At 67.9% G+C, this 14,862-nt stretch carries 15 protein-coding genes; 10 read left to right on the top strand and 5 right to left on the bottom strand.

Features of this window, described 5'->3' with window-relative positions:
• Nucleotides 1–144 precede the first annotated feature (144 nt).
• Together LE197_RS11415 and LE197_RS11410 are read left to right on the top strand one after the other, a co-directional pair.
• On the top strand, nt 145–978 hold the full coding sequence (locus tag LE197_RS11415; protein WP_003113476.1) for an undecaprenyl-diphosphate phosphatase: 834 nt from the start codon (nt 145–147) through the stop codon (nt 976–978).
• A gap of 70 nt (nt 979–1,048) precedes the next feature.
• Nucleotides 1,049–1,771: a DUF1294 domain-containing protein gene (locus LE197_RS11410; RefSeq protein WP_003119153.1), complete on the top strand. Its 723-nt coding sequence runs from the start codon at nt 1,049–1,051 to the stop codon at nt 1,769–1,771.
• Between the two features lie 10 nt (nt 1,772–1,781).
• Here LE197_RS11410 and LE197_RS11405 read toward each other — a convergent pair whose 3' ends face one another.
• Nucleotides 1,782–2,717, bottom strand: a complete 936-nt coding sequence (locus LE197_RS11405; protein WP_003119152.1) for a LysR substrate-binding domain-containing protein — start codon at nt 2,715–2,717, stop codon at nt 1,782–1,784.
• A gap of 148 nt (nt 2,718–2,865) precedes the next feature.
• On the opposite strand from LE197_RS11405, the gene azoR2 reads away from it, so the two are divergent.
• Together azoR2 and LE197_RS11395 are read left to right on the top strand one after the other, a co-directional pair.
• Entirely contained in the window at nt 2,866–3,474 is a 609-nt protein-coding gene (gene azoR2 / locus LE197_RS11400; RefSeq protein WP_003088332.1) for an FMN-dependent NADH-azoreductase AzoR2, read from the top strand.
• Nucleotides 3,475–3,580: 106 nt separating this feature from the next.
• Entirely contained in the window at nt 3,581–3,847 is a 267-nt protein-coding gene (locus LE197_RS11395) for a hypothetical protein (RefSeq protein WP_003088334.1), read from the top strand.
• Between the two features lie 85 nt (nt 3,848–3,932).
• Here the strand turns inward: LE197_RS11395 and LE197_RS11390 are convergent, their stop codons facing one another.
• Nucleotides 3,933–5,522, bottom strand: a complete 1,590-nt coding sequence (locus LE197_RS11390) for an ABC-F family ATPase (RefSeq protein WP_003111315.1) — start codon at nt 5,520–5,522, stop codon at nt 3,933–3,935.
• Between the two features lie 303 nt (nt 5,523–5,825).
• Here LE197_RS11390 and LE197_RS11385 point away from each other — a divergent pair, with 303 nt between their 5' ends.
• Both LE197_RS11385 and LE197_RS11380 read left to right on the top strand, forming a co-directional pair.
• Entirely contained in the window at nt 5,826–6,161 is a 336-nt protein-coding gene (locus LE197_RS11385) for a hypothetical protein (RefSeq protein WP_003119150.1), read from the top strand.
• Between the two features lie 282 nt (nt 6,162–6,443).
• Nucleotides 6,444–6,815: a 5-carboxymethyl-2-hydroxymuconate Delta-isomerase gene (locus LE197_RS11380; protein WP_003119149.1), complete on the top strand. Its 372-nt coding sequence runs from the start codon at nt 6,444–6,446 to the stop codon at nt 6,813–6,815.
• Nucleotides 6,816–6,835: 20 nt separating this feature from the next.
• Here the strand turns inward: LE197_RS11380 and LE197_RS11375 are convergent, their stop codons facing one another.
• Nucleotides 6,836–7,336 carry a hypothetical protein gene (locus LE197_RS11375; protein ID WP_023109181.1) on the bottom strand — a complete coding sequence of 167 codons (501 nt, stop codon included), beginning with the start codon at nt 7,334–7,336 and terminating at the stop codon, nt 6,836–6,838.
• Between the two features lie 184 nt (nt 7,337–7,520).
• Here LE197_RS11375 and LE197_RS11370 point away from each other — a divergent pair, with 184 nt between their 5' ends.
• Nucleotides 7,521–7,754 (top strand): hypothetical protein, encoded by a 234-nt coding sequence (locus LE197_RS11370; RefSeq protein ID WP_003111311.1) that lies wholly within the window; start codon nt 7,521–7,523, stop codon nt 7,752–7,754.
• 91 nt (nt 7,755–7,845) lie between these two features.
• Complete coding sequence (locus LE197_RS11365) at nt 7,846–8,193, top strand: I78 family peptidase inhibitor (protein WP_023089886.1); 348 nt, start codon at nt 7,846–7,848, stop codon at nt 8,191–8,193.
• A 66-nt stretch (nt 8,194–8,259) separates the two neighbouring features.
• Here the strand turns inward: LE197_RS11365 and LE197_RS11360 are convergent, their stop codons facing one another.
• Together LE197_RS11360 and brnQ are read right to left on the bottom strand one after the other, a co-directional pair.
• Complete coding sequence (locus tag LE197_RS11360) at nt 8,260–8,499, bottom strand: hypothetical protein (RefSeq protein WP_003088496.1); 240 nt, start codon at nt 8,497–8,499, stop codon at nt 8,260–8,262.
• Nucleotides 8,500–8,727: 228 nt separating this feature from the next.
• On the bottom strand, nt 8,728–10,041 hold the full coding sequence (gene brnQ / locus LE197_RS11355) for a branched-chain amino acid transport system II carrier protein (protein WP_003113469.1): 1,314 nt from the start codon (nt 10,039–10,041) through the stop codon (nt 8,728–8,730).
• Between the two features lie 526 nt (nt 10,042–10,567).
• Between brnQ and LE197_RS11350 the strand changes: the two genes are divergently transcribed.
• Nucleotides 10,568–12,271 carry a phosphoethanolamine transferase gene (locus LE197_RS11350; RefSeq protein ID WP_009876318.1) on the top strand — a complete coding sequence of 568 codons (1,704 nt, stop codon included), beginning with the start codon at nt 10,568–10,570 and terminating at the stop codon, nt 12,269–12,271.
• 76 nt (nt 12,272–12,347) lie between these two features.
• The gene (gene pqqF, locus LE197_RS11345) at nt 12,348–14,675 is read left to right on the top strand and encodes a pyrroloquinoline quinone biosynthesis protein PqqF (RefSeq protein WP_042173153.1); all 2,328 of its coding nucleotides are present in this window, start codon (nt 12,348–12,350) and stop codon (nt 14,673–14,675) included.
• The last annotated feature ends 187 nt before the right edge of the window (nt 14,676–14,862 follow it).

The raw sequence follows: 14,862 nt of genomic DNA, 5'->3' as shown, positions 1-14,862 counted from the left end.
TGGTAGCATGCCCGCCGGTTTCGACTTCGGCAGTGGGGGAACTGGTCGGGTTCTTCGGAGTCGTAAGGCCTTCATAAAAGACGGCGAGTGTATCGCCGAGAACAACGAAAGCTCGTTCGGGACAGTAGTAGAAGGGGGAGAAACATGGAGTGGTGGACTGCTTTCCAGGCGTTCATCCTGGGCGTCGTGGAGGGGCTGACCGAGTTCCTGCCGATTTCCAGCACCGGGCACCAGATCATCGTCGCCGACCTCATCGGCTTCGGCGGCGAACGCGCCAAGGCGTTCAACATCATCATCCAGCTGGCGGCGATCCTCGCTGTCGTCTGGGAATTTCGGGGAAAGATCTTTCAAGTCGTCCGTGACCTGCCGAGCCAGCGCCAGGCCCAGCGTTTCACCGCCAACCTGCTGATCGCGTTCTTCCCGGCGGTAGTCCTCGGCGTCCTGTTCGCCGACCTGATCCACGAGTGGCTGTTCAATCCGATCACCGTCGCCCTGGCGCTGGTGGTGGGCGGGGTGGTCATGCTCTGGGCCGAGCGCCGGAAGCATGTGATCCGCGCCGAACACGTCGACGACATGACCTGGAAGGACGCCCTGAAGATCGGCTGTGCCCAGTGCCTGGCGATGATCCCCGGCACCTCGCGGTCCGGCGCGACCATCATCGGCGGCCTGCTGTTCGGCCTTTCGCGCAAGGCGGCCACCGAGTTCTCGTTCTTCCTGGCGATGCCGACCATGGTCGGCGCGGCGGTCTATTCCGGATACGTGTACCGCGACCTGTTCCGCCCCGAGGACCTGCCGGTGTTCGCCGTCGGCTTCGTCACCTCGTTCGTCTTCGCCATGCTGGCGGTGCGTGCCTTGCTGAAGTTCATCGGCAACCACAGCTACGCGGCTTTCGCCTGGTATCGGATCGCCTTCGGCCTGCTGATCCTGGCGACCTGGCAATTCCACCTGATCGACTGGAGCACCGCCGGCGAGGTGTGAGGCCCGGGAACAGGCAAGAGGCGCGGCGCGAGCCGCGCCTTTTTTCGTCTGGCCGCCGCGGGTGGCTAGAATGCAGCGCGAAACGGGTAGCGAGCGAGTGGATGTGGATATGGAAAAGCCGGGCATGATCAGCCGCTGGTATGACGACAAGGGCTTCGGCTTCATCCTGCCGAAGACCGGCGGGGAAGAAGTCTTCCTGCATATCTCCGCGTTCCGCGGCGACCGCCGTCCCCGCCAGGGCGACCAGGTGTGGTTTCTCGCCAGCCAGGATGCCCAGGGCCGCCTGCGCGCCGAGAGGGCGCGGCTGGACGCGCTGACCATCGATCCGCCGACTGTCCGCCGTGGCGCCCAGGCGCCGGTGACGCGGGCCCAGGCACGGCCGGCGCCGACTCCGCCGAGCGCGTTGCAGCGCCCGTTGGCGAAGCTGCTGGTCCTGCTGATCCTCTGCGTGCTGCCGGCCGCTGGCGCCTGGCGGATGTACCTGGACGGACAGGCCCTCTGGCCGCTGCTGGCCTATCCGCTGGCCAGCCTGCTCGCATTCGCCCTCTACTGGCGGGACAAGCGCAGCGCCGCACGCGGCGACTGGCGTACCCCGGAGGTCCGCCTGCACCTGTTCGAGCTGCTCGGCGGCTGGCCTGGCGCGCTGGTCGCGCAGCAGGTATTCCGCCACAAGACCCGCAAGCTCTCGTTCCAACTGGTGTTCTGGGGCATCGTCCTGCTGCACCAGCTGTTCTGGCTCGACAGCCTGCTCGGCGGGCGCCTGTCCGCCGCGCTGTTGCAGCGGATCGGCTGAACGGCGCGGCTCACTCGCGGGCGCGGCGGTAGGCCGGGCCGGTCTCGCCCGAGGGGCGTTGCAGGGCTTCCACGAGAAAGTCGATCAAAGCACGGATCGCCGGAATCTGGCTGCTGCGCGGCAGGTAGGCGGCCTGCATGGTGCTTTTCGGCAAGGTCCACTGCGGCAGGATGCGCACCAGGCTGCCATCGGCCAGTTCCCTGTCGCAGTAGCCTTCGGGCAGCAGGGTGACGCCGAGGCCGGCCACGGCGGCTTTCTTGCGCAGGACGAAGTCGTCGACGCCCAGGCGCGGTTCGCGTTCCAACTGGTAGCGGCTGCCATCCGGCCCGATCAGGGTCGCGTGGACCTTGCGGTCGTTATGAATAGCGCCGAGGAAGGGCAGGTCTTCGAGGTCTTCCGGATGTTCCAGGCGACGCCCGGCGATCAGCGACGGGGCGGCGAGGATCTGCGTGGTCGCCGGAGCCAGGCGCCGGCAGACCAGCGCAGGGTCCTCGTCGCCGAGTTCGCGCACGCGCAGTGCCACGTCCACCCCCTCGTTGAGCAGGTCGACCCGGCGGTTGGTCAGGAGGATTTCCAGCTGGACCTGCGGGTGTCGTTCGAGAAACCGCGGCAACAGGTCGGCCAGGTTGCTCGAAGCCATGGCCACCGGTGCGGAAAGGCGCAGCCGGCCACGCGGCTCGACGCTCAGCTCGGCGATCACCTGTTCGGCCATCTCCGCTTCCAGCAGCAGGTTGCGGCAGTGCTGCAGGTAGCGTTCGCCGACCTCCGTGAGCGCCAGCTTGCGTGTCGTGCGGTGCAGCAGGCGCACCTGAAGGCGCTCCTCCAGCTCGGCGATGCGCCGCGACAGGCGCGACTTGGGAATCCCCGTCTCGCGTCCGGCCGCGGCGAAGCCGCCGCATTCCACCACCTTGGCGAAGTAGTAGAGGTCGTTGAGGTCGTGGGGCATGCAGGCGCTCCGCTGGGGGGAAAAACAGATTGTCCTATGTGTGGGACGAATAGTCATGTTTCTACCGACTAATCGTCGATTGGCCTTGCCGGTAGGATGCAAACCACTCGATCGCCACACTGCGATCCCCCACTTTCAGGAGCGAGACATGAAACTTTTGCATATCGATTCCAGCATCCTCGGCGACGCCTCCGCTTCCCGCCAACTGAGCGCCGAGCTGGTCCAGGCCTGGCGGCAGAACGAAGACGGGCTTGACGTCACCTACCGCGACCTGGCCGCCGACGCGGTGGCGCATTTCTCCGCCCTGACCCTGGCCGCCGGCAGCACCCCGGCGGAGCTGCGCGATGCCGCGCTGAAGCATGAAGTCGCGGTGGGTGAAGAAGTGCTGGAAGAGTTCCTCGCCGCCGACGTCGTGGTAATCGGCGCGCCGATGTACAACTTCACCATCTCCAGCCAGCTCAAGGCCTGGATCGATCGCATCGCGGTCGCCGGCAAGACCTTCCGCTACACCGAGAACGGCCCGGTTGGCCTGGCCGGCGACAAGAAAGTGGTGATCGTCTCCACCGCCGGTGGCGTGCATGCCGGCCAGCCGACCGGCGCGGCCCACGAAGGCTACCTGCGCACCGTGCTGGGTTTCTTCGGCATCACCGATATCGAAGTGGTTCGCGCCGAAGGCCTGGCCTATGGCGAGGAGCCCCGCGCCCAGGCCATCGCCGCCGCCCGCCGGCAGATCGCCGGGCAGTTCGCCGCGGCCTGATCCCCGCGTCATCGGAAAACCCCGCTTCGGCGGGGTTTTCGCGTTGTGCGCAGCGGCGCGCTGCGTGTAGATTGGCCGGACAATTACAAGCACAAGGAACCGGCCTGTGAGCGCGTGTTACTGCCGCAACTGCGGCGCCCGAGCGACCCGTCTCGTCGAGAACGGCATCTGCGAAGCCTGCAAGCGGCGCTCGGACATCAATCCGAAGAACGTCCTGATCGCCGCCGCCCTGATCGTCTACATCGGGGTGAACGTGGCTGCCTACATCAAGGACCACCCGCCCCGCGAGCTGACCGCCGAACAGCGCGAGAAGATCGCCGAGGGCCAGCGCCTGGCGACCCGCGCGGCGATGATGGCCGGCTACGTCGACTGAGTCGCGCTCCCCATAGGCCCTGCGCGTCCATGCCGGAATGAAAAAGCCCCGCGGATGCGGGGCTTTTGCGTTGCGCGACGGGGACTCAGACGATCACGCCCTGGCTGCGCAGGTAGTCGTCATAGCTGCCGCTGAAGTCGGTCACGCCGTTCTCGCCCAGCTCGATGATGCGGGTAGCCAGTGAGGAAACGAATTCGCGGTCGTGGCTGACGAAGATCAGCGTGCCCGGATAGTTGTCCAGCGCCAGGTTCAGCGCCTCGATGGACTCCATGTCCAGGTGGTTGGTCGGCTCGTCCATCACCAGCACGTTGGGGCGCTTGAGGATCAGCCGGCCGAACAGCATGCGGCCCTGCTCGCCGCCGGAGATCACTTTCACCGACTTCTTGATCTCGTCGTTGGAGAACAGCATGCGGCCGAGGGTGCCGCGCACCAGTTGTTCGCCGCCCTGGGTCCACTGGGCCATCCAGTCGAACAGGCTCATGTCGTCGGCGAAGTCGTCGGCATGGTCCTGGGCGAAATAGCCGACGTCGGCGCTGTCGGTCCATTTCACCTCGCCGCCGTCCACCGGCAGGTCGCCGACCAGGCAGCGCAACAGGGTGGTCTTGCCGATGCCGTTGGGGCCGATGATGGCGACGCGCTCGCCGGCCTCGACCTGCAGGCTCAGGCCCTTGAACAGCGGCTTGCCGTCATAGCCCTTGCTGATGTTTTCCACGGTCACCGCCTGGCGGTGCAGCTTCTTGTATTGCTCGAAGCGGATGAACGGGCTGACCCGGCTGGACGGCTTGACCTCTTCCAACTGGATCTTGTCGATCTGCCGGGCGCGGCTGGTGGCCTGCTTGGCCTTGGAGGCGTTGGCCGAGAAGCGGCTGACGAAGGATTGCAGCTCGGCGATCTGCGCCTTCTTCTTGGCGTTGTCCGACAGCAGGCGCTCGCGGGCCTGTTCGGCGGCGGTCATGTACTCGTCGTAGTTGCCCGGGAACAGGCGCAGCTCGCCGTAGTCCAGGTCGGCCATGTGGGTGCAGACGCTGTTCAGGAAGTGGCGATCGTGGGAAATGATGATCATGGTGCTGTTGCGCGCGGTGAGCACGCCTTCCAGCCAGCGGATGGTGTTGATGTCCAGGTGGTTGGTCGGTTCGTCGAGCAGCAGCACGTCCGGGTCCGAGAACAGCGCCTGGGCCAGCAGTACGCGCAGCTTCCAGCCGGGAGCGACGGCGCTCATCGGGCCGAAGTGCTGCTCCAGCGGGATGCCCAGGCCGAGCAGCAGCTCGCCGGCGCGGGACTCGGCGGTGTAGCCGTCGAACTCGGCGAACTGGACTTCCAGCTCGGCCACCGCCATGCCATCTGCCTCGCTCATTTCCGGCAGGGAGTAGATGCGGTCGCGTTCGGCCTTCACCGCCCAGAGTTCCTCGTGGCCCATGATCACCGTATCGATGACGCTGAAGTCCTCGTAGGCGAACTGGTCCTGGCGCAGCTTGCCCAGGCGCACGTTGGGTTCCAGCATGACCTGGCCGGCGCTCGGCTCCAGGTCGTTGCCGAGGATCTTCATGAAGGTCGACTTGCCGCAACCGTTGGCGCCGATCAGGCCGTAGCGGTTGCCGTTGCCGAACTTGACGGAAACGTTCTCGAACAGCGGCTTGGCGCCGAACTGCATGGTGATATTCGCGGTGGAGATCAACTTCTTTACCTATAGAGGACTTACGCACGCCTGGACCATGGCGATACCGGTCTGCTACCGGTCTCGGCTTTCCGCTGCGCTCCATCTGGAGCATGGGGCGATCCTGCGGGCATTCGTGGAGTGCCGCAGCCAGCGTCATGACGTGGCTGTAGCGCGATGAAGGCGGGGTGTGATGCCTGGCATTCGGCGAATTGTCTCACAGGTGCGCCTGCCGTTGCATGACAGCGTACGCCGAAGCGGTTTTTCCCGCCGCCCGGCAGGTGGTAGAGTCCCGTCTTCCGCTCATCCGCAAAGGACTCCCCGATGAAGCCCGCTGTTCTCCCCGCGTTGTTGGTTCTGTCGCTGCTGGGCGGTTGCGGGGATTCATCGTCGGACGGAAAGGCCGCTTCCGGGCCGCTGGCGTTGCACTGTGGAGACTTCGGCAAACTCGAGGTGATCGACGGTTTCGCCAGTCTAAAGCTGCCCGACGGCAGCAGCGTCCAGTCGCTGGGCGGCGATGTCCGCAGCCTCGCCGATGGCCAGGCGCTGAGCGCGATTTCCTATAGCGACGGTTCGGTCCTGTACCGCCAGGCGGGCGACACGCCCGGCTACCTGTACACGCCGGCCAAAGGCCAGCGGCAGGCCTGCGAGACGCGCTGAACGATCCCGCCGGAGGGAATGCCCATGCCCGGTGCCGCCGATATTGTCCGTCATCACGACAGCGACCCGCTGGAAAATCCCTGGGTCGACGGCCAGCCGCCAAGCGCGGCGAGCAACGGGTGGCGGACTACAACCGGTGCAAGGAGCCGCTGATCCGCGCCATCTACGCGCGGGTTTTCGCGGCCGCCGGGTTGATCTGAGCCACGCAGGCGCAGGCCGGCTGTCGCATCGCTCGTCGAGCCGCTAGAATCCCGCTCCCCATTCCCCGCAAGGCCCGCCAGCATGCCGCATCTCGTCATCGAAGCCACTGCCAACCTCCGCCTCGAAACGTCCCCCGGCGAACTGCTGGAGCAGGCCAATGCCGCGCTGTTCGCTTCCGGGCAATTCGGCGAGGCGGACATCAAGTCGCGCTTCGTTACCCTGGAGGCCTACCGGCAGGGAACCGCGGCGGCCGAGCGCGCCTACCTGCATGCCTGCCTGTCGATCCTCGACGGGCGCGACGCGGCGACCCGCCAGGCGCTGGGCGAGTCGCTCTGCGAGGTGCTCGCCGGAGCGGTGGCGGGCGGCGGCGAGGAGGGCGTGCAGGTCAGCGTCGAAGTGCGCGAGATGGAGCGCGCCAGCTACGCCAAGCGCGTCGTCGCCCGGCAGCGCTGAGAGACTGGCGCGCGCCTGGCTCAGATCCAGGCGTTCAGCGTCGCGCGGGCCTGCGTCGGGTCCTCTTGCCGTCCCGGCGCCTGGCCGTTCTGCATGGCGATCATCTCGCGCATGCGTTCGCCGATGCCTTTCTCCACCTGTTCGCGTTTCTCCGGCGGCATCGCGTCCAGTTCCTCCTCGGTCAGGCCGAGGCTCTTCAGGACCTGCTCGCGCATCCGCTCGGCAGGCGATTTCTGCATGTACTCCTTGAACTCGTCATAGGCCGACTTGCCTTCGCTGGCGCCGGCAGGGGCATTCGCCTGGTTCTGCTTCAGTGTCAGGTTCAGCTTCGCAAAACCCTCGTCCATGGCCTGGCGGGCGGACTCCGTGGCGGGATCGACGGCCTCGTTGCGCAATGGCGTGCCGAGGGCGGGGCGCGCTTTCAGCAGATCGCCGTTGCCGATCTCGGTGTTGGCTTGCCGCTGGTTGTTCAGGTAACGCGCAGACCAGCCGGAAAGGCTGGCGGGACCTATGCTGTTCATGACCTGCTTCCATGGAAATGAATGACCGCCGCTCCGTCGCAAGGGCCGTGCCAGGTCGCCGAACCCCGCGCCAGAGGGCTCGGCGCATGGCGCAGGGCGGGGCGGAGGCAAGCGCTTGCCGCGAACGGCAACGGCGTTCCGCGGTTAGAATGTCCGACTTGTGCAGCAGGTTGCGAAGAGAGCCATGACCGACACTCCCGACGATCGAACCGGAGATGCCTCCGGTCTGTCGAAGCGCCAGGCATTCCATCGGCAGCACCGGCAACGGGCGGAGGAAGAGGCGCGGCGCCTGCTCGACGCCCGCGCCGAACAGGGCGGCCGCTGGCTGGACTGGGTCGCGGGCCAGCTCTACCTCCTGCGTCCGCCGGAATACGCGGCCATGGTGCGTCGCGAACTGCAGCGCCTGAGCGGCGACTGAAGCTGGCGAATTTGTCAGCGCGGATTGCAGTTTCGCCAGGAAACCCATGCCACTGGTAAGGTGGCGATCCCAGAAGATCAGAGGAGGCGGTATGCCTTTGAAGCAGTTTTCCAGTGCACTCGTTCTCGCGGTCCTGCTCGCCGGTTGCAGCAGCAACGGCGACGGCCCGTCCACCGAAGGCGCCAGCGTAGCCACCGGCAGCGCCAGCGCGCCCGCGGCCACCCCGGCAGCGGATGGCCGTTGCGACGCCAACGCGGTGCAGGCCTATGTCGGCAAGCAGGCTTCCGCGGCCATCGTCGAGGAGGCCCGCCGCGCCGCCGGAGCGGAAGTCGCCCGGGCGCTGCGCCCGCACGATGCGGTGACCATGGACTACAACCCGCGCCGGCTGAACATCGATGTCGACGACACGCTGGTGATCAAGCGCCTGTCCTGCGGCTGACCGCCCAGCCCCGAATACGAAGAAGCCCCGCATCGCGGGGCTTTCTCTTGGCCGTTCGACGAGGCCTCAGATGGCGGTACTGCGTAGGGCGGCGTTGGACTGGCTGACGGCGGTTTGCGGTTTTTCCTCGAGAATTGCCTGACGCTTGGCCTGGTATTCCTCGAACGACAGGCTGCGCCGGGCCAGGTCCTCCAGCGCCAGTTGCCTGACCTCGTCGCTGCTGTACGGGCGAGAGGGGTTGTAGTCGCTGGCGCAGCCGGCGAGGGCGAGGGAGAACAACAGTACGCTGATGAGTGCCTTGGCCATGACCGGCTCCTGGATTCGCTTTCCTGGGGGAATGGTCGAAAGGCTAACAACCGCGCCGCTGCGCTAGAAATCATCCTGCTCGATAGTGCTTATTCGTTCGGCTGAACGCGGGAAGAAGCGCTGCCGGCGGCGCCAGCCGGGCCGTGGGGTGGACGACGCGATTGGCGCCGCCCGCCGGCATGTCCCGCGCTCGGCCGGGAGAACAAGCGGCAGGCCGCTGGGGCCTGCTCAGGCGGCGACTTGCGCAGGCTTGCCCAGCAGGCGGTCGACCAGGCTGCAGGCGGCGAGAGTGGCGACCGAGGGGATCAACCAGGCCAGGCCCTGTTCGGCCAGCGGCAGGTGCAGCAGCCATTGCGGGAAGTCCTGGCCCAGGCCCGCCGCCTTCAGGGCATCGAGCACGCCGAACGCCAGGGAAACCAGCATCACCGGGGCGAGGATGCGCGTCGCCGAATGCCAGAGGCCGATGCAGAAGCTCAGCGCCACCAGCACGATGCACGGCGGATAGATCGCGGTGAGCACCGGGATCGAGACCTGGATCAGCTTGGTCAGGCCGAGGTTGGAAACGATGAAGGAGAACCCTGCCAGGATGATCACCAGGCTGCGGTAGGACAGCGGCAGGCGCTGGCAGAAGTACTCGGCGCAGGCGCAGGTCAGGCCGACCGCGGTGACCAGGCAGGCCAGCGCGATAAGTCCCGCCAGGAACGAGCTGCCGAGGCTGCCGAAGGTATGTTGCACGTAGGCATGCAGGACCGCCGCGCCGTTGCTGGCGTCGGCGGCGATGGCATGGCTGCCGGCGCCGAGCCGGAACAGGCTGACGTAGACCAGCACTAGGCCGACACCGGCGATCAGCCCGGCGACGATGGCATAGCGGGTGATCAGCCGCGGCGACTGCACGCCGCGGGAACGGATGGCGTTGACGATGACGATGCCGAAGACCAGCGCGGCGAGGGTGTCCATGGTCAGGTAGCCGTTGACGAAACCCTGGGAGAACGCGGCCTGGGTGTACTCCGGCTGGGCCGTGCCGATCGGGCCGGCAGGCCAGAGGAAGGCGGCGACGCCGAGAATCGCCAGGGCGAGGATCTTCAGCGGGGCGAGGAAGCGTCCGACGGTGTCCAGCAGGCGACCGGGGTAGAGGGAGATGGCCAGGGCCAGAAGGAAGTACGCCAGGCTGTAGACGAACAGCGCCGTGCCGCTTTCGCCGAGCAGCGGCACCACGCCGACCTCGAAGGACACCGTGGCGGTGCGCGGAATGGCGAACAGCGGGCCGACCGCCAGGTAGCAGACCGCCGCCAGCAGGCCGCCGGCATACCTGCCGATCGGATGGCTGAGGGCGTCGACCGAACCGCCGACCTTGGCCAGGGCGATCACGGTGATCACCGGCAGCCCCACCGCGGTGATCAGGAAGCCCAGCGCCGCCAGCCACACATGGGGGCCGGACTGCAAGCCGACGATGGGCGGGAAGATGATGTTGCCGGCCCCGACGAACAGGGCAAAGGTCATAAAACCAAGCGCCAGGATGTCCCGGCCTTTCAAAGCGTTCATGCTGGAGAGGTACCGCGCTGCTCGAGGAAATTCACAGAAGGGTTTCCCGGGGGGGTAGGGGAAACGGCACTCATCTGGATGGGACGAGCAGGGGAGGCGGCCGCCGTCCTTGTGGGAACCGGGCCGTAAGCTTGGCATGCTAACGAAAATGCCGGGGTCGCGGGATAGACATTGGTCTGGCTGTCCTTTTGTTGAAAAACGACGTCGCAATCAGAACAGTCCGTAGGCACTGGCGCCGGAGCGCTCCGCGTTCCTTGCCGCTTGCTGTCTTCCGCCCGCATCGGCGGCGCCATGCGGGGGGATGCCGGCGAACCCGGAGAGCTCCCGGAAAGCTTCCCGCGAACTTTTTGCAATCCGGCTGAAAGCCCCGGAATACAAGGGTTGCGGCGCTTTCGGAGGGTTACGTTTTCTGTAGGTATTCTTCACGAAAGATTGACGGATCGCCGAGCAGACTGCCGCCGTCGTCGAGTGCTGCCAGGGGCAACGCTGCGCACGGCAACCCGGAAGTCAGTGAAGATCCGTGCCCATGTCGAAAGCCCGCGCCGTCCGTCCCGAACTGCTGACCCTGCTGGTCAGCCTCGCCTTCCTGCTGTTCTACAACCTGCCGCTGTGGCAACGCCTGCTGGCGATCACCCCGGGGGGCTGGCAGGGCCTCGGCATGATGCTGGCGGTCGGCCTGATGATCGCCGCGATCTTCAACCTGGCGCTGACCCTGCTGGCGTTCCGCTGGCTGCTCAAGCCGGCGCTGACCCTGCTGATCCTGGCGGCCGCCGGTACCACCTACTTCATGACCCAGTACGGCGTGCTGATGGACGTCGGCATGCTGCGCAACGTCATGCAGACCAACCCGGCCGAGGTCGCCGACCTGCTTTCGCCGAAGCTCGCCGTCTACCTGGTGTTGCTTGGTGCGCTGCCGGTCTGGCTGCTGTGGCGCACCCCGGTGCGCTACCGGCCGTGGCCACGCGAGCTGCTGAGCAAGCTGCTGGTGGCGCTCGCCTGCCTGGCCCTGCTCGCCGGGGTGGCGCTGGCCAATTACCAGGGGCTGTCCTCGCTGTTCCGCAACAACAAGGAACTGCGCCTGCAGGTCACCCCGAGCAACCTGGTCGGCGCCGCCATCGGCTACGCCAAGGGCCAGGCCCAGGCCGCCAGCCAGCCGCTGCGGCCGATCGCCGTCGATGCCCGGCGCGCCGCCCTGTGGCAGGGCCATGCGCGCAAGTCGCTGACCGTGCTGGTGGTGGGCGAGAGCGCGCGGGCACAGAACTTCGGCCTCAACGGCTACGCTCGCGAGACCAACCCGCGGCTGAAGGCCGAGGAGGGCCTGATCAACTTCTCCAACGTGCACTCCTGCGGTACCGAGACCGCGGTGTCGGTGCCCTGCATGTTCTCCAACCTGGGCCGCGCGGACTACAGCGACGCTCGCGCGCGCACCCAGGAAGGCCTTCTCGATGTGTTGCAGCGCGCAGGCCTGCGGGTCCTGTGGCGGGACAACCAGTCCGGCTGCAAGGGCACCTGCGACCGCGTCGCCTTCCAGGACCTGAGCGAGAGCAAGGATCCGGCCCTGTGCGACGGCGGCGAGTGCCATGACGAGATCCTCCTGCGTGACTTGCAGGCCTTCATCGACGGGCTGCAACAGGACACCGTGCTGGTCCTGCACCAGATGGGCAGCCACGGCCCGGCCTACTTCAAGCGCTATCCCAGAGAGTACGAGAAGTTCACCCCGGTCTGCGCCAGCAACGACTTCAGCGCCTGCTCGCGGGACAGCATCATCAACGGCTACGACAACACCCTGCTGTACACCGACCACGTGCTGGCCAGCCTGATCGACCTGCTGCGCAAGAACGAAGAGCGCATCGATACCGGCATGCTCTACCTCTCCGACCATGGCGAGTCGCTCGGCGAGTACAACCTCTACCTGCATGGCACGCCTTACCTGCTGGCGCCGGACCAGCAGAAGCACGTCGGCATGCTGGCCTGGTTCTCGCCCGGCTACCAGAGCGCCTTCGGCCTCGACAGTGGCTGCCTGCGCCAGCGCAGCAACGAGGAGCTGTCCCAGGACAACCTGTTCCACTCGATGCTCGGCCTGCTGGAAGTGCGCACCGGCGCCTACGATCCCGGCCTCGACCTGTTCGCCCCGTGCCGTGCGCCCGAGGTCCTGCAGGCGCTCAAGGCCGACGGCGGACGGGCGCTGTACTCCGAGGAAGCGTCTGGCCAGGAGCCGCCGGCTTCCTGATACGACCCGGCGAAAGGACTATTTCCTTCGCCTCGCGGAAGGGTAAGGTTCAGCCTCGGAACCCGCGAGGACGCCCATGGATCGCCACGCCCAACACCACCCCAGGAGCCGCGCCTGCGTGCTGCCCAACGGCCTGCGCCTGCACCTGGCGCATGATCCGGCGGCATCGCGCGCCGCTGCCTGGCTGCGGGTGGCGGCGGGCAGCCACGACGAGCCGAGCGCGCATCCCGGCCTGGCCCACTTCCTCGAGCACCTGTCGTTTCTCGGCGGCGCGGCGTTTCCCGGCGACGAGCGCCTGATGGCGTGGTTGCAGGTGCGCGGCGGCCAGGTCAACGCCAGCACCCGGGGCAGGACCACCGACTATTTCTTCGAGGTGACGGCGGAGCACCTTGGCGCCGGTCTGGCACGGCTGATCGACATGCTCGCCCGCCCCTTGCTGGACATCGATGCGCAACGGCGCGAGCGCGAAGTACTCGAGGCCGAATACCTGGCGCGCTCGGCCGACGAGCAGACCCTGATCGACGCAGCGCTGGCCCTCGGCCTGCCCGCCGGACACCCCCTGCGGCGTTTCGCTGCCGGGCGCCGCGACAGCCTGGCCCTGGAGAACGATGCGTTCCAGCGGGCCCTGCGCGAATTCCATGCCGCCCACTATCACGCCGGCAATTGCCAGCTATGGCTGCAAGGGCCGCAGGCACTGGACGAGCTGGAGAGGCTGGCGCAGCGTGCCTGCGCCGACCTGCCGGGGCGCGCGCCAGGCGCGAGTCCGCCGCCGCCGCCGTTGCTGCCCTTCGCCGGCGAAGCGCTGGCGCTGCGCCTGCCGGGACCGCCGCGGCTGGTGCTGGGCTTTGCCCTCGACGCTTTGCGGGAGGCCGACGAACAGACCCTGCAGGCGTTCGCCGAATTGCTCGGCGATCGCTCGCCGGGCGGGTTGCTGGCAGCACTCGGCGAACAGGGCCTGGGCGAATCGGCGGCGCTGCGGGTGGTTCACCGGGATGCGCGGCAGGCGCTCCTGGCGTTGACCTTCGAACTGTTCGACGGCAGCGCGGCGGCGGCGCTGGAGGCGGCCTTTTTCGACTGGCTGGGCGCCCTGCGCGACGATGCCGCCAGCCTGCTGGCGGCGCGCCGGCCGTTGCTGGCGGAGCCCACTGCACCGCTGGAGCGACTACGCCAGCGCGTTCTTGGCCTGCCAGCGGAGATTCGCCCGGCCTGCCTGGACGCGCTGCGCGCCGACCGTTGCCTGCGGCTGCACCTGGACAGCGAACTCGACGGCGCCGAAGCGCGCTGGTCGGCGGGCTTCCGCCTGAGTGTGGCGCCGGTTGCCGCAGCGCCGCCGCTGACCGCGCAGCGGCATGCCTGGCGCTTCGAACTGCCGTTGCCGCCCAGTGCCGCCGCCGAGGGCGCGCTGTTCCTGCGCTGGCGCTTTCCCGGCGTGCCCGTACGGTCACGCTTTCTGGCGCTGCGCCAGGCGTTGCGTCCGCTGTGCGGCCAGGCACGCCTGGGGGGGGTGGAGATGGGCCTGGAGGCGCTCGGCGAGGACTGGTCGCTGAGCCTGCTCGGTCCGCGCGATCGCCTCGAGGCCGCCGTGCGCCCGGCCCTGGCCCGGCTCCTCGCGGCGCCGCCCGACTGGCGCGCGAGCGGCGAGCGTCTGTCCTCCGCCGAGCGGCGCCGCAGCGCCACTGGCCTGCCGATCCGGCAATTGCTGGACGCCTTGCCCGGCGTATTCGGCGAGCCGCTGGCGGAGGTCGACGACTGGCGGCGGACGCGCTGGGACGCCTTGGTCATGCAGGCCGCGATGCCAGATCCCCGATGGATGCCCGGCCAGGCTGCCGGCGAGCGCCTGGAGCCTCTGCCGCCGAGGCCCGGACGGCATCGCCGCGAACTGGCCGTGGACGGCGAGTCGGCGTTGCTGCTGTTCTGTCCGCTGCCCACGCAGGAGGTGCCGATGGAGGCGGCCTGGCGCTTGCTGGCGCGCCTGCACGAACCGGCCTTCCAGCGGCGCCTGCGCGACGAGCTGCAACTGGGCTACGCGTTGTTCTGCGGCTTCCGCGAGGTCGGCGCCCGGCGCGGCCTGCTGTTCGCCGCGCAATCTCCGCGTGCCTGCCCGGAACGCCTGCTGGAGCATATGGAGACCTTCCTCCAGCGCTCCGCCGAGGCGCTCGCGCAACTGCCGGCGCGACGCCTGGCCGGCCTGCGCGAAGCCCTCGCCGACGACCTGCGCCGAGCACCGGGTAGCTTCGCCGAGCGAGCACGGCGCGCCTGGGCGGAGCACCTTGGCGGTGGCGCCGGTCGCTCCCGGCTGCTCGCCGAGGCCGCCCTCGGCCTGAGCGGCGACGACCTGCTCGCGGCCCAGGCCCGGTTGCTGGAGGCGCGCGGCGGCTGGTGGGTGCTTTCCAGCCGGCGCTGAAGCGAGCCACGCGGTAACTCGACGACAGCCTTGCCGGCGTTACTGCGGCGTTAGGTCGAAAGCCGCGCTGCTTCGGTGGCGCTCCCGCCGCGACCAAGGTTGCGCTACCGCCGGAGGAGCGCTGCCCGCGCCTTGCGCAGCGGCACCCACGCCCACCATGAAGAAGCGTCGAAGCAGGCCCAAGGAA

Source organism: Pseudomonas sp. PS1(2021) (assembly GCF_020405165.1).
GTDB lineage: Bacteria > Pseudomonadota > Gammaproteobacteria > Pseudomonadales > Pseudomonadaceae > Pseudomonas > Pseudomonas aeruginosa.
The sequence above is the reverse complement of the archived record's forward strand: the minus strand, read 5'-3'. Positions and strand labels throughout refer to the sequence as shown.